Source organism: Lipingzhangella halophila (genome assembly GCF_014203805.1).
GTDB classification, from domain to species: domain Bacteria; phylum Actinomycetota; class Actinomycetes; order Streptosporangiales; family Streptosporangiaceae; genus Lipingzhangella; species Lipingzhangella halophila.
Genome location: NZ_JACHJT010000001.1, coordinates 3,244,638 through 3,262,786, shown reverse-complemented (window position 1 = coordinate 3,262,786; position 18,149 = coordinate 3,244,638). Strand labels below are relative to the sequence as shown.

At 69.1% G+C, this 18,149-nt stretch carries 18 protein-coding genes; 9 read left to right on the top strand and 9 right to left on the bottom strand.

Annotated elements, in window-relative coordinates:
* Nucleotides 1-262 precede the first annotated feature (262 nt).
* Nucleotides 263-922, top strand: coding sequence for a hypothetical protein (locus F4561_RS15070; RefSeq protein WP_184579602.1), 660 nt, complete (start codon nucleotides 263-265; stop codon nucleotides 920-922).
* A gap of 135 nt (nucleotides 923-1,057) precedes the next feature.
* Here the strand turns inward: F4561_RS15070 and F4561_RS15065 are convergent, their stop codons facing one another.
* The gene (locus F4561_RS15065) at nucleotides 1,058-2,014 is read right to left on the bottom strand and encodes a magnesium transporter CorA family protein (protein WP_184579600.1); all 957 of its coding nucleotides are present in this window, start codon (nucleotides 2,012-2,014) and stop codon (nucleotides 1,058-1,060) included.
* A 161-nt stretch (nucleotides 2,015-2,175) separates the two neighbouring features.
* On the opposite strand from F4561_RS15065, the gene F4561_RS15060 reads away from it, so the two are divergent.
* Complete coding sequence (locus F4561_RS15060) at nucleotides 2,176-5,541, top strand: NACHT domain-containing protein (RefSeq protein ID WP_184579598.1); 3,366 nt, start codon at nucleotides 2,176-2,178, stop codon at nucleotides 5,539-5,541.
* A gap of 71 nt (nucleotides 5,542-5,612) precedes the next feature.
* Here the strand turns inward: F4561_RS15060 and F4561_RS15055 are convergent, their stop codons facing one another.
* The gene (locus tag F4561_RS15055) at nucleotides 5,613-5,912 is read right to left on the bottom strand and encodes a hypothetical protein (protein WP_184579596.1); all 300 of its coding nucleotides are present in this window, start codon (nucleotides 5,910-5,912) and stop codon (nucleotides 5,613-5,615) included.
* 133 nt (nucleotides 5,913-6,045) lie between these two features.
* Here F4561_RS15055 and F4561_RS15050 point away from each other — a divergent pair, with 133 nt between their 5' ends.
* From F4561_RS15050 to F4561_RS15040, 3 genes are all read left to right on the top strand, one after another.
* Nucleotides 6,046-6,888, top strand: coding sequence for a helix-turn-helix domain-containing protein (locus tag F4561_RS15050; protein WP_184579595.1), 843 nt, complete (start codon nucleotides 6,046-6,048; stop codon nucleotides 6,886-6,888).
* Complete coding sequence (locus F4561_RS15045) at nucleotides 6,885-7,097, top strand: DUF397 domain-containing protein (RefSeq protein WP_184579592.1); 213 nt, start codon at nucleotides 6,885-6,887, stop codon at nucleotides 7,095-7,097. Before F4561_RS15050 ends, F4561_RS15045 begins: the two co-directional genes overlap by 4 nt.
* A gap of 114 nt (nucleotides 7,098-7,211) precedes the next feature.
* Nucleotides 7,212-8,462: a M24 family metallopeptidase gene (locus F4561_RS15040; protein WP_184579591.1), complete on the top strand. Its 1,251-nt coding sequence runs from the start codon at nucleotides 7,212-7,214 to the stop codon at nucleotides 8,460-8,462.
* A 13-nt stretch (nucleotides 8,463-8,475) separates the two neighbouring features.
* On the opposite strand, the gene F4561_RS15035 is transcribed toward F4561_RS15040, so the two are convergent.
* Nucleotides 8,476-9,579: an NAD(P)-binding domain-containing protein gene (locus F4561_RS15035; protein ID WP_312885281.1), complete on the bottom strand. Its 1,104-nt coding sequence runs from the start codon at nucleotides 9,577-9,579 to the stop codon at nucleotides 8,476-8,478.
* Between the two features lie 81 nt (nucleotides 9,580-9,660).
* Nucleotides 9,661-10,227: a TetR family transcriptional regulator gene (locus F4561_RS15030; RefSeq protein ID WP_184579589.1), complete on the bottom strand. Its 567-nt coding sequence runs from the start codon at nucleotides 10,225-10,227 to the stop codon at nucleotides 9,661-9,663.
* A gap of 121 nt (nucleotides 10,228-10,348) precedes the next feature.
* Here F4561_RS15030 and F4561_RS15025 point away from each other — a divergent pair, with 121 nt between their 5' ends.
* Nucleotides 10,349-11,260, top strand: coding sequence for an SDR family oxidoreductase (locus tag F4561_RS15025; RefSeq protein ID WP_184579587.1), 912 nt, complete (start codon nucleotides 10,349-10,351; stop codon nucleotides 11,258-11,260).
* Nucleotides 11,261-11,805: 545 nt separating this feature from the next.
* Here F4561_RS15025 and F4561_RS15020 read toward each other — a convergent pair.
* Nucleotides 11,806-12,543 (bottom strand): DUF2306 domain-containing protein, encoded by a 738-nt coding sequence (locus tag F4561_RS15020; protein ID WP_184579585.1) that lies wholly within the window; start codon nucleotides 12,541-12,543, stop codon nucleotides 11,806-11,808.
* 105 nt (nucleotides 12,544-12,648) lie between these two features.
* Here F4561_RS15020 and F4561_RS15015 point away from each other — a divergent pair, with 105 nt between their 5' ends.
* Nucleotides 12,649-13,413: a TetR/AcrR family transcriptional regulator gene (locus F4561_RS15015; RefSeq protein WP_184579583.1), complete on the top strand. Its 765-nt coding sequence runs from the start codon at nucleotides 12,649-12,651 to the stop codon at nucleotides 13,411-13,413.
* 30 nt (nucleotides 13,414-13,443) lie between these two features.
* Here F4561_RS15015 and F4561_RS15010 read toward each other — a convergent pair whose 3' ends face one another.
* Together F4561_RS15010 and F4561_RS15005 are read right to left on the bottom strand one after the other, a co-directional pair.
* Nucleotides 13,444-13,974 carry a DinB family protein gene (locus tag F4561_RS15010; RefSeq protein WP_184579581.1) on the bottom strand — a complete coding sequence of 177 codons (531 nt, stop codon included), beginning with the start codon at nucleotides 13,972-13,974 and terminating at the stop codon, nucleotides 13,444-13,446.
* Nucleotides 13,971-14,501: a DinB family protein gene (locus tag F4561_RS15005; RefSeq protein WP_184579579.1), complete on the bottom strand. Its 531-nt coding sequence runs from the start codon at nucleotides 14,499-14,501 to the stop codon at nucleotides 13,971-13,973. The genes F4561_RS15010 and F4561_RS15005 overlap by 4 nt, the downstream gene beginning before the upstream one ends.
* A 104-nt stretch (nucleotides 14,502-14,605) precedes the next feature.
* Between F4561_RS15005 and F4561_RS15000 the strand changes: the two genes are divergently transcribed.
* On the top strand, nucleotides 14,606-14,995 hold the full coding sequence (locus F4561_RS15000; protein ID WP_312885279.1) for a helix-turn-helix transcriptional regulator: 390 nt from the start codon (nucleotides 14,606-14,608) through the stop codon (nucleotides 14,993-14,995).
* Nucleotides 14,996-15,088: 93 nt separating this feature from the next.
* On the opposite strand, the gene F4561_RS14995 is transcribed toward F4561_RS15000, so the two are convergent.
* Nucleotides 15,089-16,285: a hypothetical protein gene (locus tag F4561_RS14995; RefSeq protein WP_184579575.1), complete on the bottom strand. Its 1,197-nt coding sequence runs from the start codon at nucleotides 16,283-16,285 to the stop codon at nucleotides 15,089-15,091.
* Between the two features lie 221 nt (nucleotides 16,286-16,506).
* On the bottom strand, nucleotides 16,507-16,884 hold the full coding sequence (locus F4561_RS14990; RefSeq protein WP_184579573.1) for a MerR family transcriptional regulator: 378 nt from the start codon (nucleotides 16,882-16,884) through the stop codon (nucleotides 16,507-16,509).
* A gap of 65 nt (nucleotides 16,885-16,949) precedes the next feature.
* Here F4561_RS14990 and F4561_RS14985 point away from each other — a divergent pair, with 65 nt between their 5' ends.
* Nucleotides 16,950-18,146, top strand: a complete 1,197-nt coding sequence (locus F4561_RS14985; protein ID WP_184579571.1) for an MFS transporter — start codon at nucleotides 16,950-16,952, stop codon at nucleotides 18,144-18,146.
* Nucleotides 18,147-18,149: the final 3 nt, after the last annotated feature.

Below are 18,149 nucleotides of genomic sequence, written 5' to 3'. Positions count from 1 at the left end.
CGCACGCGGAGCACCGTGGCTGTGCCCTCGCCCTTCGCTCCTGGCGACGCTAGGAGCGAAGGGCGGTCGTATTGGGGGAGCGCCGTTCCCGGCTCCACTGGCTGATAGCCGGGGGCTTTCGGTGGCCGGTTGGGCTAGCGGGCGGCGCGGCGCTCGGATACGTTCGAGCGTGGGCGAAACCGGAGCGTCTTTCCCCCCTCCGGCGGGACGGGCACCGCGTTGCCGAACTCGATGCCGTGCCCTCCGAACCCGAATGCGAGCCATGTCGGATTTCTTTCACACCAACCCGCTCTTCACCCGGTACGCCCACGGTGAGGTCGGTCGGTTCACTTCCAAACGCGGCTATGACATCGTCGACCAGGCGGGCCGCCGCCTCGCCCACGCCCACGAGGACCTGGGCACGGGGGTCGGGCAGCGGCTGTGGAGCGAGTTCGCCCAGCACATGACCAACTCCTGCCGTTTCGTGGTGGACGATGCCTGGCAACAGCGCTTGCTGGCGCTGGACGAGAACCGCGGCCGGCGCCGCACGACGATCTCGGTAGCCGGGCCGGTGGACCAGCACCTCGGCGCGGTCACGATGAGCCGGCTGGATGGGACGGCGCGCAGCTATCAGCTCAGCGACGCGTACGAACGGCAGTGGGGACAGATCATAAAGCACGACCCGAACCAGGGCCGGGGCGTGCTGGGTCGACTCGCCAACCGCACAGCGCTGGAGGACCGCCCCTACACCGCCACGGACCACCAGGGGAACGAGGTCGCGCGGATCACCGACACCAAACGCCGCGACACCAGCCGCGGCTACGAGACCCACGTCTCGGACCATGTTCTCCAGCTCCACTACACCCAGCTACCGGAACCGCTGTCCACCCTGCTGCGCGCCGCGACCGTCGCTCTGGACTTCGCGGAGTTTCACAGCAGTTAGCGCATTGGCATGTCCCGGCCGGCGGGCTCCCGCGCGGCGGTGGGCCGCATCGAGGGTGTCCGTGGCGTCGTTTTCGGTGCCGAAAGTGTCCGCACGGTCAGGTTCGGTGCGAATCCCGCAAGAGCGGCCGGTTCGTCAGAGCCAGTCCTTGCGCCGGAAGATCAGGTACATCACCGCCGCCCCGGCGAGTACGACGGCACTGGCGAGCAGCGCACCCCGCAGCTCGGTCTGGGCGGGCATCGGCACGTTCATCCCGTACCAACTGGTGATGAACGTGGGGATGGCGATCACCGCCGCCCAGCCGGTGAGCTTCTTCATCGTCTTGTTGAGGCGGTTCTGCTGCAGGTTGATGTTGGTGCTGAGCGTCGAGACCAGCATCTCCCGCAGGGAGTCGATGAGGGTGAGAAGGTGGTCGAGTTGCCGGACGGGAAGGTGCTCGCCGATGCTTGGGCCGGAGCGCGACGTGAGGTGCCGCAGCTCCGCGAAGTCCTCGCGCAGCGGGAGCACGGACCGGCGGAGCAGCACTAGGCGCCGTTGCAGGCCATAGGTGTCGCGCTGGACGCGGTCGATCGCGGTGGGTGACTCCTCGAACAGTGACTCCTCGATCTCGTCGATCCCCTCGTCGATCTCCAGGGCGGTCTTCTGATACCCGGTGACCAGCCATTGCAGGATGGCGCGCAGGATCTCGGCTGTTCCCGCGCGGGCGAGGGCGTCGGTGTCGAGAGTGCCGGTTAGCACGTCACCGATGTCGAGGTCGGGGTCGTCGCAACACGTCACCAGGGCCTCGGAGGAGACCAGCAGCACGAGTCGGGTCGCCTCCGCCTCGTTGCGGTCGGGGCGAATGATGTGGGTGTGGATCGCGTAACGCTCGTCGAACCGCCACATCCGGTCCCGCCGATGCGGCGTCAGCACGGCGTCGATCCGTTCCCGAGGAATCCCGGTGAGCGCGGCGGCGGCGTCCAGTTCATCCGACGAGCCGGGGTCGCAGGCCATCCAGGCAACGGTCCCCGGCCCGTGGAGTTCGGGCATCCGGTTCGGGTCCACGTCCTCCTCGGAGCGATCGCCATTGCGAAAGACCACGCTGCGCGCCATGGGGCCAGCGTATTGCCGTTGGCGGTGTCTCCCGTGTTTTTCGGTTCCAGGATCAGGAGAATCGAGTTTCCGGACATCCTTCGTGTTTTTCGCGATTCATTCCGGCTGGGATCTCGTAGTGGGGAATAATGGGGCCTTCCCTCTCTTCCCCTGGAGAATCGATGTCCCCTGCGCTTCGGCGTTCCCGACCGTTCACCTACCGCGACGCGACCGCCCTGCTCGACGGCGAGCAGAGCGCTTTCGTGGACAAGCTGAACCGCGTGGGCGGCGCGGTTTCCGGGGCGGCGCAGGTGGCCACCCTGGGCGCGCTCGACCTGTTCGCGCTGCGGGACGAGGTGGTGCGGTGGGGCGGGCAGATCGTCGGTTCGCTCGGTGAGCGGCTCACCGGGATCAACCGGATCGGCCGAACGGACCGGATCGCGGCGGCGCACGCGATCATCGCTATCACCGCGTTCTATGAGGCGCTGGACTCCTCGGATGCGCCGCTGAAGCTGGCCGACCTGGAGCTGTCCCGCGAGGAGCAGGCCGCCCTCGCCACCGGGGGAACCCTGGCGGACTCCTACGGCGAGCTGGTGGCCTTCCTCGCGGACTACCGGCCTCCGATGCCCGCACCGCAGCGGCCCTATGAGGACGCCCGGCGGGAGATGCGCGAGTACTACGCCACCGCCATGAGCGTGCTGCGCCGGTTCGTGGTTGGACTGCGCGTGTGGGAGGAGCTGGAGCAGGCGCAACGCGACGCCTTCGACGGGGAGACACAGGATCTCCCCGAACGCGCCCTGCACGCCTACGACGACGCGTTCCGGTGGTTGGCGGCGGACGTCCCGGAGTTCGCCCTGTGGGCGGGGCAGGTCGACAGCCAGGCCACCCGGGAAACGGTGGAGCGCGTGGGCGGTGGGGTACACGACCGGCTGGCCGAGATGGAGACCGGGCTGGCAGGTGTCACCGAACTACTCGCGGGGATGAGCAGCGGCGCCCGGGCCGACGAGCGGCGTGCCCAACTGGCGGCGCGCTACCGTCAGGCCCTGGACAAACCGGTTGTCCCGGTGTCCGGCCCGGTGGAAGGCGTGCGGTTCCCGACACTGGGCTCGGGGTACGTGAACCCGTGCTGCCGGGTCGCTGAGACGGATCATCAGGCCAGGCCCGTCGAGGAGTCGTGGTGGGCGAGTCAGACGCGCCTGGACGACGTCCAGGCGTTCCTGGTCGGACACCTGACCGCCCAGCAGGCCATCCGCGCTCCCTTGATGCTGCTGGGCCAGCCGGGGTCCGGAAAGTCGGTGTTGACCAGGGTGCTGGCGGCGCGGCTGCCGGAGAACGACTTCCTCCCAGTGCGGGTGCCGCTTCGTGCCGTTCCAGCGGACTGCGCCATCCAGGAACAGATCGAGCACGCGGTGTTCGAGGAGACAGGGGAGCGGGTCGCCTGGGCGGACCTGGCCCGGGCGGCCGGCGAGGCTGGCGCGCTCCCGGTGGTGCTGCTGGACGGCTTCGACGAGCTGTTGCAGGCCACCCAGGTGAACCGGTCCGACTATCTGGCGCGGGTGGCCGAGTTCCAGGAGCGCGAGTCCGACCTTGGGCGCTCGGTCGCGGTGCTCGTCACCAGCCGGACCGCGGTAGCCGACCGCGCGAGGTACCCCGAGGAGGCGGTGGTGGCCCGCCTGGAGCCCTTCACCGAAGGCCAGGTTCGGACGTGGCTGGAAGTGTGGAACGATACCAACCGGGAGGAGTTCCAGCGCCGCGGGATCACCCCGTTGTCCGCCGAGGATGTTCTCGCGCACGGGGAGCTTGCCGAGCAGCCGTTGCTGCTGCTCATGCTCGCGCTGTACGACGCGGAGGCGAACGCGCTGCGCAATTCCGGTTCCGAACTGAACCGGGCGGAGCTGTACGAGCGGATCCTGCGCGACTTCGCCCGGCGGGAGGTTCGCAAGCGCCAGCCGGATCTGCCCGCCGACAGTGAGGACCGAGCCGTCCAGAGCGAGATGGAGCAGTTGGCGCTGGCGGCGCTGGCCATGTTCGTGCGGGGACAGCAGTCGATCACCGAGACCGCGCTCGACCGCGATCTGGAGAAGCTGGGCTCCGGGCCTGCCACCACCTCGGCGGGAGACGACTTCCACCGGGCTCTCACCGCTGCTCAGCTGCTGGTCGGAAGGTTCTTCTTTGTCCACGAGTCCCAGGCGCTCCGTGACACCCAGCGGGAACGCAGCTTCGAGTTCCTGCACGCCACTTTCGGGGAGTTCCTGGTGGCCTGGCGCGTGGTGCGCGAGCTGGACCGTATGGCGCGCACCCGTGAGGTGCTCGCTGGGCAGGGGCTCGCGAAACCGCAAGACGACCACCGGTTCCTCTTCGACATGCTGTCGTTCGCGCCGATCACCAGCAGGGAAGTGGTCCCGGAGTTCGCCGAACAGCTTCTGCTCGGGATGGGGGAGAAGAACCGGGAGAAGTGCTTCGCGCTTCTCACCGAGCTGCTGGGGTCGTCTCTGGACCAGGTGCCGGACAGGGCTGGCTACAGTCCGGTGCCCGAACGGGTAACGGCCCGGCTGGCGGCGTACTCAGCGAACCTGGTGCTCCTCGCGGTGTTCGCGGCAGGCGGGCGGCAGATTGCTGAGGACGAGCTGCTCCGTTATACGGGGACGTGGGGCGACTTCGTTCACCTCTGGAGAAGCCAGTTCACCAAAATGGCTAGTCGAAGAATGATGGAAGCCATTCGAGTCCGACATCACGCCGAGATGACCACGACCTTCCAGCGCGAGGACGGATCTCCGGTTTCCTATCGAGAGTCGGGAGAATTTCTCAATCAATTTGAGGTGGCGACGGGTCCGGGAAAGGCGTTCGAGGATTTTGTCGTTCCCGCTTCGAGTGTCGCGGAGTCGGATTTTCGTGATCTCTCATGTTTGTCGCACGGGTCTGGCCTCGCATTCATGATGGCGTTTGCTCCCATCTACAAGCATTTCGGCGGCGCAACCTTGCTGGCGCAGTATGGCGAAGAGGGCATTATCTCGCCGACGCACCTGCTACTCGATCTCGCACTCACTAGGGCTGATTCAGAGAACGCGGAGCACAGAGCTGACCGGTATATCTGGTGTTTTGGTAAGTTTCTCGATCTCAGGGTCGATTTGACGGCGCTCTGTACCCAGTTGGCGAAGGACGCGTACATACTTCCTCCTGAAACGGTCGCCCGCGTCCTCGGGGAAATTCTATTGGTGAATTTTCAGAGACACGGCGCAATCTATCGGGGGTTCATAGAGGGTGTCTTGGGGGTGCTCGACGCGTTGTCGGAACGCGTCGGACACGAGGGCGCCAGCGGTCTCGTCGCGCGGGTTTTGGGTGTTGACGCGGTAGTGAAGGTTGATTTGTGGAGGGCCGCCGTGGAACAGGGGCACCCGGCGGCCTCAGCGTTGCAGTCCGAGCTGTTGGAAGATAGCGGAACAGCGAAGGCGCTCGCCGAGAGAGATCCGGACAGGTTCGCCGAGGTGCGCCGACTGCTGGAGGAGCGAGGCGAGCACTACCCCTTCGCCGACCTGGAGGCCGAGTAGAGGGCTGGCTCCACCGCACGCGCTGAAGGTGGAGCCCATATCGCGGTCGAATCCGACGAGCCACGATCGGCTCAGTCCAAATCGGGGATCGGCTGGCCGTCCATGGGGATGATCCGCACGTCGTTGCTGCGCTCGTGTTCGCTGGCCTGCTTCCAGAACTCGGCGAGGGTCCGGTAGGTGGTGACGTTGCTGCGGCCGTCCCAGTAGACGACGACGCGGTGCTTCCAGGCCAGGATCCAGCCGATCACCCCGCCGTCGTTGGCCTCGTGGTCGACGGCGGCGAGAGTGAACAGTTGCGGCCGCTCCTCCAGGCACAGGGCGGTGACCTCGGCGTCGAGGTCGAGAGTAGGGAGGATCCGGTCAGAGGGCATGAGGGTTCCTTCCGGGATGAAGCACCTGATCGGCGCGGGGTGACCAAGCCTGCTCAGATAGTGTCTCGCCGGAGGGGTTAAAACGCAAGGTGCGTTAGCAATGTCCGTACGGATTGTGCGTTATGATGCCTTCATGAGTAGTCCGACGGTGGGGCGGTGGCAGCTCGCCCACGAGCTAAGGCGTCTACGCGGGGACCAGACCAGGGACTCCGCGGCCAAGGCAATCGATGTGGCGCCCAGCAGCATCACACGATGGGAAGACCCGGCTGGAATGACTCCGCGGGCGCGGGATCTCAAGCTCCTGCTGGGACACTACGGCGTGGGCGAAGGTGAGGCGGCCCGGATCCTGAACCTACGTACTCAAGCCCGCACACCCGGCTGGTGGCAGGAGTACGGGATCGCCAAGGAGTACGGGACCTACATAGGTCTTGAGGCCGAGGCCACACGGATCGAGAACTACGAGTCGGCGCTGGTGCCTGGCCTGTTGCAGACAGAGGACTACACCCGCGCGGTCGTTCAAGCAGCCGTACCCGGAATCTCCGAGGAAGAGCTGGCCAGTCAGGTCCACGTACGCGCGGTACGCCAGGACCGATGGCGAGAACAGATCCCTGAGACCTGGTTCTTCATCAACGAAGCGGTCATCCATCAACAGGTGGGCGGTCCGTATGTCATGACTGAGCAGCTCAAGAGCCTGCTTGCTCTCCCCGGCAATGGAAACGTGACGCTGCAGCTCCTGCCTTATACGGCAGGCGCGCATGCTGGGCTGCCACAACCGCCCTTCTCGCTCCTTCACCTTCGGGAAGTGGCAGCAGTGTGCACCGAGAGTTATAACGGGACGCTGCTCCTCGACAAGCCCTCAGACATCGACCGGCACGTGCGCTTGCTGAACCATCTACGGGCGGCAGCCGCCAGTCCCAAACAGACGCGGATTACCATAGAGCACGCCCTCCGTACTCTTGAAGGACTCTCCAAATGATCTCCGCGCGTCACGGACCCCCATCACCAGTGGGCTCTTGGAACAAGTCCAGTTATAGCGGCTACAACAGCAACTGCGTCGAGGTCGCGCAGATCGCGAAGCACGTCGCAGTCCGTGACTCCAAGGCTCCCTACGCCCTCCACCTGGAGTTCGACCGGGCCGCTTGGGCTGTTTTCCTCTCCCAGACCAAGTTGGAACCACGTGACTAGTTCACCGGCTAGCGGCCACTGCTGGTCGGGTTCATAGGGCAGTGCGTATGCGATGGCGTGGTCCCCCCGAGCCGCTGTCGCCACGCCCCCAACGCCATACGGAAACGAGGATCGATGGGCCAGACAGCGCGCAACGGGTACCCCACGGACGTCGCCGGGCTGGGCCGGGGCGCGTCGCCCGGGTGGTTGACCGACGCGGCCAGCGACGCGGTGGCGGCCGCCGAGGGGCCGTCCTTCGATGACGCCGAGTACGCCGCGCGCCTCGACGACGTCCGGCACCGGATGGCGCGCCGTCCCGTGGACGCGCTGCTCGTGTTCCGGCCCTCCAGCGTGGAGTACCTCTGCGGTTACCACACGATGGAGACCGCGCCCCAGCCGTTGCTGGTCACCGACTCCGAGACCTACCTCTACGTCCCGGACCTGGAAGTCGGCCGGGCGCTGGCCACGTCCCGCGTGGGCAACATCCGTTTCTGCGGATACGCCGACGCCCTGCGCGGGCTGGAGCTGTACCTGGACCACGTGGCGCGCGTGCTGCCACCGGGTGCGCGGGTGGGGGTTGAGTTCGGGCACGCCTCTACTCCGCCGCGGGCGGTGGAGATCCTGCGGGGCCTGGACCTGACCGTGGTCGACGCCGACCACCTCGTCGAACGCGCCCGGCTGGTGCTCTCGCCCGCGGAGATCCGGTTCATGGAGCAGGCGGCTACGCTCACGCGCGCCGGAACCGAGGCCGCGGTGGCGGAGGCCGGGCGTGCGGGCGCCACCGACTCCTCCGTCGCCGCCGCGATCGCCGCCGCCCTGTACCGCGGCGCCGACTCCCCGTCCGTCTGGGGGCCGGTCGTGGCGACGGGGGAGCGCGCCGGCATTCCGCACTCCAGTTGGGCGGACCGCCCGCTGGCGGCCGGAACGACGTTTCTGGAGTTCGCCGGAACGCACCGGCGCTACCACGCCCCGGTCATGCGCACCCTCGTCCGCGGCCCGGTCAGCGCCGAGGACCGCCGGCTCGCCGAGCTGGCGCAGAGCGCGCTGCGGGCCGTGCTGGAGACCGCGAAACCGGGCGTCCCGTGCTCCGAGGTCGCGACCCGCGCAGCGGAGGCCACCGGCCCTCTCCCCGAGGGCGTGGTGTTCCACCACCTGTACGGCTATCCGGTCGGGCTGGCGCACAAGCCGCACTGGATGGACGGGGTGCCGTTCTATCTGACCGCCGACAACCACGAGCCGTTGCGGGCCGGTATGGCCTTCCACGTGCCCGGCTCCTACCGGCGCTTCGGCAGGTCGGGTGTGGGGCTCAGCCAGACGTTCGTGATCGGGGACGGGGGCACTCGGGTGCTCACGCCGGGGACCGCCGACCTCATCGAGACCGCCTGACCAGCCCCCTCGCTCAGCCCGCGAGCGGGACTTCCTCGGCGGCGCGGAAACCGCCCAGGTGGTCGGCGAGCTCGCGGACGGCGCTGCGTCCGGCGCGGTTCGCGCCGATCGTGCTGGCGGTGGGGCCGTAGCCGATCAGGTGGATCCGCGGGTCCGCGACGGCCCTGGTGCCCTCCACCCGGATTCCGCCGCCGGGTTCCCGCAGGTTCAGCGGCCCCAGATGGGCGACACTCGGCCGGAAACCGGTGGCCCACAGCAGGGCGTCGGCGGGGACGAACCGGCCGTCGTCCCAGGCCACGCCATCGGGGGTTACCCGGTCGAAGGTCCGTCCCAGCGTGACGCGGCCGTCGTCGACGGCGGCGGCCAGTTCCGGGGGCAGGTGCAGGCCGGTCGCGCTGACGATGCTGCCGGGCGCCTCGCCGCGGCGCACCCGTTCGGCGATCACCGCGACGGAGGCCCGCCCGTGCTCCGAGGTGAAGGGTTCGGTCATGAGGTTCAGCGGGCGGCGGGTCAGCCAGGTGAGGCTGCGCGCCACGCCCAGCAGGCCCAGCAGCATGTCCGCGGCGGAACCCCCGCCGCCGACCACCACCACGCGCTGTCCGGCGAACTCGGCGCCGCCCGCGAAGTCGGCGGTGTGCAGCTGGCGCCCCAGGAAGGACGAGCGGCCCGGGAAGTGCGGCCAGAACGGGCGTTCCCAGGTGCCCGTCGCGTTGATCAGGCCGCGCGCCGACCAGGTGCCCTCGGTGGTCTCCACCCGCAGGCGCCCCTCGGGGCCGTCATGGACCCGGCGAACGCTCACGGGACGGTGCACGCGCAGGCCGAACTCGTGCTCGTAGGCGGCGAAGTACTCCGGGACGGCGACGTTCACCGGTGCGGGGTGGCTCGGCGCTGACCACGGCATCCCGGGCAGGGAGTGCACACCGTTCACGGTCTCGGTGGTCAGCGAGTCCCACCGGTGGCGCCAGGCGCCACCGGGGCCGCTGTTGTGGTCGGCGACCACGAAGTCGCGTCCGGGCTCCAGCCCGGCGCGGCGCAGGTAGTAGGCGCCCGACAGCCCCGCCTGTCCCGCGCCGATCACCACGGCCTCCACCGGCCGCGCCGCTTCGCCTCTACTCACGCGCCTTCCAACAATGCGGCCACTGCGGGGATTCCGGCGGCGTGCCGGTGCGGGTCGGAGCCGGGCGCGGGCGCGGCGGGGTCACCGGGCGTCCGCGACGGCGCGGAACTCTTCCAGCGTCCCGCGGATGAGCTCCTGAAGCGGCCGCTGGTTGGTCTCGTCGGTCCACTGCTCGAAGGCGACCTCGAAGACGGCGGCGCCCGCCTTGGCGGTGAGGGTCGCTGTGGGATCGTCGACCCCGCGGTCCCGCAGCGCCGCCGCGATGGCACGGGTCAGCGACGCGAGCTTGATCAGCTCGCGCTCGTGCAGCTCCGGGTTCGCGGTGATGATCCGCTGGCGCCGAACCACCCACTCGCGGCGCTGCTCGAAGAAGCCGCTGGCGGCCTCCAGGGCCGCGCCCACGGCGTCGAGCGGAGCCGCGGATTCCGGGGCCGCGCCGACCCCGCTCGCGAGCCCTTCTTCGAGTTCCTGGGAGCCCCAGAACAGCACCTCGCGCTTGTCGGTGAAGTAGCGGAAGAACGTCCGCTTGGTCAGCCCCGCGCGCTCGGCGATCTCGGCCACGGTCGTGTTGTCGAAGCCCTGCTCGCCGTACAGGGCGAGGGCCGCCTGCTGGAGCCGGCCGAGTGCGTCGGGTTCCCATCTGCCCATGCGGCAAGAGTAGCTGATGGCACTTGGTGTCATGACTCTGCTATGGTGATGACACCAAGTGACATCAATCGTCGCTGGCGCGGTGTCCGCACCGGTCGCGGCGACTCATCGGGAGGTTCCCATGCGTGTTTTCGTTACCGGGGCGTCCGGCCACATCGGTTCCGCCGTCGTTCCCGAGCTGATCGGGGCGGGCCATCAGGTGGTCGGCCTGGCCCGCTCGGAGGACTCCGCCGCCGCGCTGACCGCTGCCGGCGCCGAGGTGCACCGCGGTGACCTCGACGACCCCGGCGGCCTGGCCCAGGCCGCCGCCGCTGCCGACGGAGTGGTCCACCTCGCCTTCAAGCACGACGCGATGCTCTCCGGAGACTATTCGGGCGCCGACGCTGCCGACTTCCGGGCCGTCGAGGCGATCGGTGCGGCCCTGAAGGGGTCCGATAAGCCGTTCGTCTGCACCTCGGGAACGCTGTCGCTCGCGTTCGCGGGCATCACGGGTCGCACCGGTACCGAGCGCGACGTGGCGGAGAACAGCCCGCGGATCGACTCCGAGAACGCGGTGATCGCGCTGGGGGAGCACGGGGTGCGCTCCTCCGCCATCCGGCTCCCTCCGCTGGTGCACAGCACGCTCGACCACCAAGGCTTTGCTCCGACGTTGATCTCCATCGCCCGCGCGACGGGCGTGGCGGGCTATGTCGGCGACGGAGCCAACCGCTGGCCGGCGGTGCACACCCTCGACGCGGCACGCCTCTACCGGCTGGCGGTGGAATCCGCCCCCGCCGGGACGCGGCTGCACGCCGTCGCCGACGAGGGCGTGGCTTTCCGTGACATCGCCGAGGCGATCGGCCGCGAGCTCGGCGTGCCGGCCACCAGCGTCGCACCGGAGAAGGCCGGCGACCACTTCGACTTCCTGGGAGGGTTCGTGGGCCTCGACAACGCCACGTCCAGCGCCATCACCCGCGAGTTGCTGGGCTGGCGGCCGACCCACCCGGGGCTCCTCGCGGACCTGGAGAACGGCCACTACTTCGAGGCCGCCTGAGGGGCCGGGACGGTCGGACCGGCCGCGGGTACCTCCCACGGCCGCCGAAACACGCGCGTGTGACCTCTGACCGTCCCAGGGTCACACGTGCGTGGCGAGGGCGGCGGGGGCGGCGAGTGGCTTGGCCCTTGGGTGATCGCTACGGGTGCCCGATGGTTGCGCGCGTGACGAGGGCGGCGAGGGCGCCGGCTCTGTGGGAACCGTGCCTTTGCGGGCGCCAGTGCTGCCGTCCGGCGGCGGGGCGCGCGTCGAGGGTGACTGTGCGGACGTTCTCGGCGATGGGCCGCAGCGAGAGTGACCGCGAGGACATTCTCGTCGCTGAACATGTCCCCACGGACACCCTCGCCGCGGAACCCGCACCCACACCCGCCCGTTTCGCCGTGTTTCCCCCGAAGTCTGGCGCCACAGCCACGACCGACGGGCCCAGCCACGGGCCAGACCCCCGGTCGTCGGGCGCCACACCCCCGGGCACCCGAACCGATCACCCAGGGGCCGGCCCACCACCGTCCTCGCCGCCCCGCCGGGCACCGCACCACGAACCCCCATCACCGATCTAGCTGTGATGTCCCGGCACGTTGGCGTGTGCTCCTCGGCCGCCGCAGGAACCATTCGGCGACCACCAGCATCAGCGTCCAGCCCAACCAGGTGTTGATGCTGGTCGAGACGTACATCAGCATCTCCTCGCTACCGCCGAACATCGTGTCCATCCGCGGATACAGGATGAGGAGCGCGGGCGCCGCCAGCAGGCGGGTCATGATGATCGACATGGTCAGAGCGAAACTGCGCACCATCCACGTGCGGTGGTCGTCCATGCGCCGCTGGCGCACGGCGCGCCAGCCCAGGGCGGTACAGCCCAGCCACAGCACGGCCATCCACACGTTACTGACCAGCACCGACGGCCCGAAGGGCGTGTGCACGCCAATGTAGAGGGCGGTGATCCCGGCGGGCAGGACGCCACCGAAGACATAAACCCGCCCGGAGACGCGGTGCACGCGCCGGTGCTGACGGCGCAGCCACGGCCAGACCTGCAGGCATCCGGTGACCATGGCGACCGCGCCGAAGAGAACGTGCGCCACCAGCAGCGGGTAGTAGAGCGCGTTTCCCGGCGGCGGCTCCAACTTGGCCAACGACGGGTCGAGGGTGAGATAGGGCGGTACGGAGAAGGCCAGGAAGGCGGCTGCGAGCAGGAACAGTGGAACCATCCACGGGCGGCGCCACCACGCGGGCGCGCGGCGCGGGGCAGGGGACGGAGGGGACGAGGGCGGGGAGACAGGAGCGGCCATCACGGACTCCTTGGCAGCGACGAGGACCAAAACTATGTACATCATACATATGAGATGTATGACGTACATAGTTTTATGATGGCGTGAGGCACGAACGGAAGGCATATGGCGACACGTAACGACAAGCCCGATGATCCGGCGCGCAGCATCGCGGTGCTGTGGGGCGAGGACGCGCCCCGCCGGCGCGGCCCCAAGGGCAACCTCACCGTGGACCGGATCGCGCACGGCGCGATCCGGCTGGCCGATCGCGACGGACTCGCGGCACTGTCCATGCAGCGCGTCGCCGCCGAGCTCGGCTTCACCACGATGTCGATCTACAACCACATCCCCAGCAAGGATCTGCTGCTGGAGGTGATGATGGACGCCGCCGCGGGGGAGCCCCCTGATCTGGCGCAGGCCGGTGACTGGCGCGAGGCCGTGCTGCGGTGGACCCGAGAGCTGTGGGCGTCGTTCGCGGCCCATCCCTGGGTCCTGCGCATCCCGGTCGAACGGGGCCCTCGGGGCCCCCACCAGCTCGCCTGGTTCGACCGGTTGCTCACGCAGCTGCTGCGCGCCGGCCTGCCGCCGAAGGAGGCGAGATCCGCGGGCCTGTACGTCCTGTCCTCCGTGCGCGGCATGGCCCAGACCGCGCTGGACCTCACCGCCGCCGACCCCGAGGGGCGGGCCGACGACGAACTGGCGCGGTTGCTGGCCGACGTCGCCGATCCGGAACGGTTCCCCGCGCTCGCGGCAGTGTTCGCAGAGGAGCACCCCCTTCCGCGTGCCGGCACGGAAACGGAGCCGGAGGGGGAGCTGCACGAGGCCCTGGCGTTCGGGCTGCACCGGCTCCTGGACGGGCTCGAAGGCTGGGTCGCGCGCTCCCACCGTTGATCTGCCTCAGGCAGCGGGCGCAGCGCCTCGTCAGGAGGCCGCCCTCGCTGACCACAGGGACCGCTGCAGGAGCATGGCGCCCCCGTGGTGGATGACCTGGCAGTTGGCGTTGAGCAGCATGGCAGCGAGGCTGTGTCCCTGGTGCACGCCTTCGCTGGGGCCGGCCGCGCGGGACAGCTCGGACGGGTCGAGACCGCGCACGCACCGGCACCAGTCGCGGACCGTCTCCCGGAGCAGGGCCACGCCCCCGCTGGCCGTGGCGGGCCAGTCGTGGGTGTCCGGGCTGAAAGGCGCGGCATCGAAGTGGTGGTGCGCGCGGGTGGCCAGGTTGGTGACCACGAAGGCGAGCCGCCAGGCGATCGTGGTCACCGGCGGGGGATCCGGCGGCGGTAGCGCCCAGTCGACCGTGTGCGTGCCGTCCGGCGCGGGGCGCAGCGACCAGCAGCCGACCACGGGCTCCCAGAGGTACTCCTCGTCGCTCAGCCCGACCAGCCCCGGCCACAACTCGTTGTCGCAGTAGGCCGTGAGCTGGTCGGTGATCCGGGCCTCGTCCAGAGTCACGAGCTGAAGCCGGCCCGGTAGAGGTCGCGCAGCAGGGCGATCTCGGCGCCGTGGTGCATGAGCTCCCGGTTGATGTGCAGGATCAGGGTCGCGAAGGAGTGCTCGGCCCACGGCCCCTCGGCCTCGCCGACGGGCCGGTCCAGCGCGGCGTCGTCCAGACCGAGAACGCCCTCGCGCCATGCCCGGTAGTTGGTCTCCAGCATGGTCAGCGCGCTGTCGGCGCTGCCCGGCCAGGTGGCGGAGGTGATGGTCAGTGAGCCGTCGCCGAAGTGGCTGCTGGCGCGGATACCGAAGACCTGAACGGCGACGTGGGAGAGCCGCCAGGCGATCGTGGTCACGGGCGGCGGTTCCGGGGTGGGCCACTGCCAGTCGATCAGGAACGACCCGTCGCCCTGCTCGCGGACGCTCCAGCAGTCCTTGGCGGGTTCCCAGAAGTACTCCGCGTCGGTGAGCCCGCCGAGGCGGGGCCACAGGCTGTGCTCCCAGTAGAAATCGAGTTGGCCGAGCAGCTCGTCACGCCAGCGCATCGTGGTCTCCTAGCCGAGGTCGGAAGGTACGCGAATGACGCTAGTGTGGGGTCGCCGACAAGGCTGTGTCGGCGATCGCGGGTTTTTCAGCGCGGAGACGAGTGGTGAGCACCGACGAGACCGACGGCCAGTTGTGGCACGCCCTGCCGCTGGTTGAGCGCCAGCACGCGCTGATCGAGCACCTGCGGGTCCGTGCTCCGCGGGTGACCAGCGCACGGGTGCTGGCCGAGCGGCTGGGGGTGAGCACCCGCACCGTGGAACGCGACATCGCCCGGCTTCGCGAGGCCGGGCTACCGCTGGTCATCCGTACCGGCCCGGGCGGCGGGTACACGATCGACGCGCGCACGCACCTGCCGCCGATCGAGCTCTCGCCGGGCGAAGCGTCCGCGCTCGTGTCGGCCGTCGTCGCGGTGGGGCCGTTCAGCTCCGCGACAGCCCAATCGGCGCTACACAAACTGTTCGCCGTGCTGCGCGAGGACCGGCCCCGCCACTGACCTCGGGTGCGCCGCGATTCATAAAGCCGGCCCCACAACCGCGGTTGTGGGGCCGGCTTCTCACGACCGCCGGGATGGGCCCGGGCCGCCTGCTCAGGACGATGCGCTCTTCTGGGACTTCAGGACCCGCTTCCGGGCGCGGCGGGCCTTGCGGAGGCCGCGGGCGAACAGCTCCCGGGCCAGTTCCCGAGCCGTCACCTCGCGAAGAGTCCGGTCGTGGGCGCTCTTGCCGGGCTTGGCCTTCGCCTTGGCCTCTTTCGCGCTCGCGGCGACGACGCCCATGACTGCCTCGGCGGCGGCCTGCGGGGCCAGGGCGACATCGGGGTCCGGAGTGCCGGCTCGGCCGCTGGGGTACTCGCTCAGCAGTTCGAGGTCACCAATGACGTGCACCCCGAGTGCCGTGATGGTCTCCGCCCCCTCGCTCCCCAGCTTCGCGGCCCGCTCCAGGGCCCACTCCGGGGTGCGGATCGCCCGGTCATGCTGTGTCGGTTTGTAGGCCACCTTCATCCGCTTGACCGCGCCCCGCCGGATGTGGCTGGCGTAGAGCCCGGTGGGCCACGACCCGGCCTTGAACTGCTGGTTGAAGCCACGCACCAGCTCCGCCTCGGCGTGGGTCAGCGAACGGTTGGCCGTGCTGTCGTCGGGGACCAGGAACTTTTCGGGGAGGTCCAGCAGCCCTTCGAACGTGCGCATCAGCATCCGGGGGTCGGAGTCGTCCACGCAGATCACGGTCAGGTTCTCGGGACCCACCGCGTTGGCCCACCGTGTCACGATCTCGCCCTGCTGGTGGCGCCGCCAGAACGTGGAGTTGGGGCGTTCGTGGGGCCGGTTGAACATGATGTCCAACCACTCCTCGAAGGAGTCGCGGAGCCCGTTCTGCACGTACTGCTGCCACTGGGCCGCCAGGACCTTGCCGAGGGGCCGCAGGGTCACCACCACGTGCACCTGGTCACCGAGGTCGGAGACGACGCGGCGGGCGACGGCGTCGTCGGCCTCGGCGAAGAACTCGCTGCTGATGACCGCCCGCTGGTCACCCGTGGCCGCGACCTCGGCAACCAGGTTGTCCCAGTCGCGGGTACTGGCGGCGGGCTCGCCCAGCATCGGGCCGCGGCCCGTGATCGCCTGCACCGGGCGCACCGGGTGCAGACCCTTGCCGATATAGGTGATGCCGTGCCCCGCTAGGCGCTCGCGGGCCAGATGGAACGCGCCCTGGACCGCGGTGGTCCCGCTCTTGTGCGGACCGATGTGTAGGAGTCGTACGTTGCTGGGGAGTGGCGCGACGCCGGACACTGGACGTTTCCTCCGACATTGAGATGATTTTGAAGGAACGTAATCGGTCCATCATATTTCGGCCAAATCGGTCTCCGGGCGTGACACTGGTACCACGAAGCGTGGTGCTGTGAGGGTGTCAGCGCCCAACAGGACACCGGGACGGGGCACGGAACGCACCGCGTCCTCCCGGCCCCCGGGCCGTGCGGCAGCGGTCGTTCGCGGGTGCCGGGTTTTCGAGGTCAGCGCCGGGAAGAGCCAGGATTGGCGCGCACGGATTCGAGGTACTCGGAGACGGCGTCGCGGTTCTGGGTGAGGCACCTGATCCGCTCGGTCATGCGGTCGCGTTCCTGTTCGAGGGTCGCGATCATTTCCGGGGTGGCGTCGGAGAAGTGGATGACGCGCGGCTTGTCCAGACAGGGCAGGATCTGCTTGATGATGCGGGTTGGCAGGCCGGCGTCCAGTAGCCCTCTGATCTGTATGACCCGGTCCACGAACCGCTCGTCATAGTCGCGGTAACCGTTCGGGCAGCGCTCGGAGGCGATCAGCCCCTGCTCCTCGTAGTACCGGAGCAGCCGGCGAGACGTGCCGGTGCGCTCCGCCAGCTCTCCGATCCGCATGTACCTCTCCTCACATCCGGCCGCGTTTGACCTTCACATAGATGTGAAGGTTTCAGTCTACAGTCATGTCTACCGAAAGCACCCGGCTACCCGACAATCAGACCAACCAGAAGCTTCCCCTGGCGGCGTTGCTGGCGCTGGCCACCGCGGTTTTCATCACGGTGCTGACCGAGACGTTACCCGCGGGTCTACTGCCCGGGATGAGCGCTGACATCGGCGTCAGCGAATCCGCGATGGGGCAGGTGGTAACGATCTACGCGATCGGAACCGCGGTCACGGCCATCCCCCTGGCCGCGGCCACGGCAGGGTGGCGGCGCAAACGGCTCCTACTGACCGCCATGGCCGGATTCGCGCTGGCCAACACGGTCACAGCATTCTCTACTGACTACGCCCTGATAATGGCGGCCCGGTTCGTCGCGGGGGTGGCGGCAGGACTGGCCTGGGCGATGCTCGTCGGGTACGCGCGCCGCATGGCGCCCGAGCACCTGCAGGGCAAAGCGATCGCGATCGTGATGGTGGGCATTCCGATCGCACTGTCACTAGGGGTACCCGCGGGCACGTTCATCGGCACCTACCTCGGCTGGCGGGTGACCTTCTCCCTCATGACCGTGCTCGCCCTGCTCGTTATCGGCTGGGTCCTCCTGCTGGCCCCGGACTATCCAGGGCAGCGGCCGGGAAGCCGGACGTCCGTTCTGCGGGCGCTGGCCATCCCCGGAGTGGTACCGGTCCTGTTCGTCACCCTGGCGTTCGTGCTGGCCCACACGATCCTCTACACCTACATCGCCGCCTTCCTGCACGAGGTCGGCATGGGCGACTCCGTCGGCTTCGTGCTGCTGATCTTCGGCGGCGCGTCCATAGCGAGTATCTGGATCGTTGGCACCCTCATCGACCGCCGGCTGCGGGCCCTCACCATCGCGAGTGTCCTCCTGGTGGCCGTGGCAGCCGCTGTCCTGGCGGTCCTTGCCGACCTCCCCGCGCTCGTCTACCTGGCGGTGACGCTGTGGGGTCTCGGATGGGGCGGGGCTCCCACGCTCCTGCAGACCGCCGCGACTGACGCGGGAGGCGATCCGGCGCAGGCCATGCTGGTCACCCTGTGGAACGGAGCGATGGCCGGCGGCGGGGTCGCTGGCGGCGTTCTCCTCGACACGCTCGGCACGTCCTCCTTCCCATGGAGTCTCCTGATCCTCCTGGGGCCGGTGCTGGTCGTCGTGGTCGCCGCTCGCTCCCACGGCTTCCCCGGTAAACGCCTGAGCCCGGCCTGATGA

What these genes read in the sequence shown, in the direction of transcription:
- F4561_RS15070 (WP_184579602.1), top strand. Translation starts at nt 263, where the DNA reads ATGTCGGATTTCTTTCACACCAACCCGCTCTTCACCCGGTACGCCCAC.
- F4561_RS15065 (WP_184579600.1), bottom strand. Translation starts at nt 2,014, where the DNA reads ATGGCGCGCAGCGTGGTCTTTCGCAATGGCGATCGCTCCGAGGAGGAC.
- F4561_RS15060 (WP_184579598.1), top strand. Translation starts at nt 2,176, where the DNA reads ATGTCCCCTGCGCTTCGGCGTTCCCGACCGTTCACCTACCGCGACGCG.
- F4561_RS15055 (WP_184579596.1), bottom strand. Translation starts at nt 5,912, where the DNA reads ATGCCCTCTGACCGGATCCTCCCTACTCTCGACCTCGACGCCGAGGTC.
- F4561_RS15050 (WP_184579595.1), top strand. Translation starts at nt 6,046, where the DNA reads ATGAGTAGTCCGACGGTGGGGCGGTGGCAGCTCGCCCACGAGCTAAGG.
- F4561_RS15045 (WP_184579592.1), top strand. Translation starts at nt 6,885, where the DNA reads ATGATCTCCGCGCGTCACGGACCCCCATCACCAGTGGGCTCTTGGAAC.
- F4561_RS15040 (WP_184579591.1), top strand. Translation starts at nt 7,212, where the DNA reads ATGGGCCAGACAGCGCGCAACGGGTACCCCACGGACGTCGCCGGGCTG.
- F4561_RS15030 (WP_184579589.1), bottom strand. Translation starts at nt 10,227, where the DNA reads ATGGGCAGATGGGAACCCGACGCACTCGGCCGGCTCCAGCAGGCGGCC.
- F4561_RS15025 (WP_184579587.1), top strand. Translation starts at nt 10,349, where the DNA reads ATGCGTGTTTTCGTTACCGGGGCGTCCGGCCACATCGGTTCCGCCGTC.
- F4561_RS15020 (WP_184579585.1), bottom strand. Translation starts at nt 12,543, where the DNA reads ATGGCCGCTCCTGTCTCCCCGCCCTCGTCCCCTCCGTCCCCTGCCCCG.
- F4561_RS15015 (WP_184579583.1), top strand. Translation starts at nt 12,649, where the DNA reads ATGGCGACACGTAACGACAAGCCCGATGATCCGGCGCGCAGCATCGCG.
- F4561_RS15005 (WP_184579579.1), bottom strand. Translation starts at nt 14,501, where the DNA reads ATGCGCTGGCGTGACGAGCTGCTCGGCCAACTCGATTTCTACTGGGAG.
- F4561_RS14990 (WP_184579573.1), bottom strand. Translation starts at nt 16,884, where the DNA reads ATGCGGATCGGAGAGCTGGCGGAGCGCACCGGCACGTCTCGCCGGCTG.
- F4561_RS14985 (WP_184579571.1), top strand. Translation starts at nt 16,950, where the DNA reads ATGTCTACCGAAAGCACCCGGCTACCCGACAATCAGACCAACCAGAAG.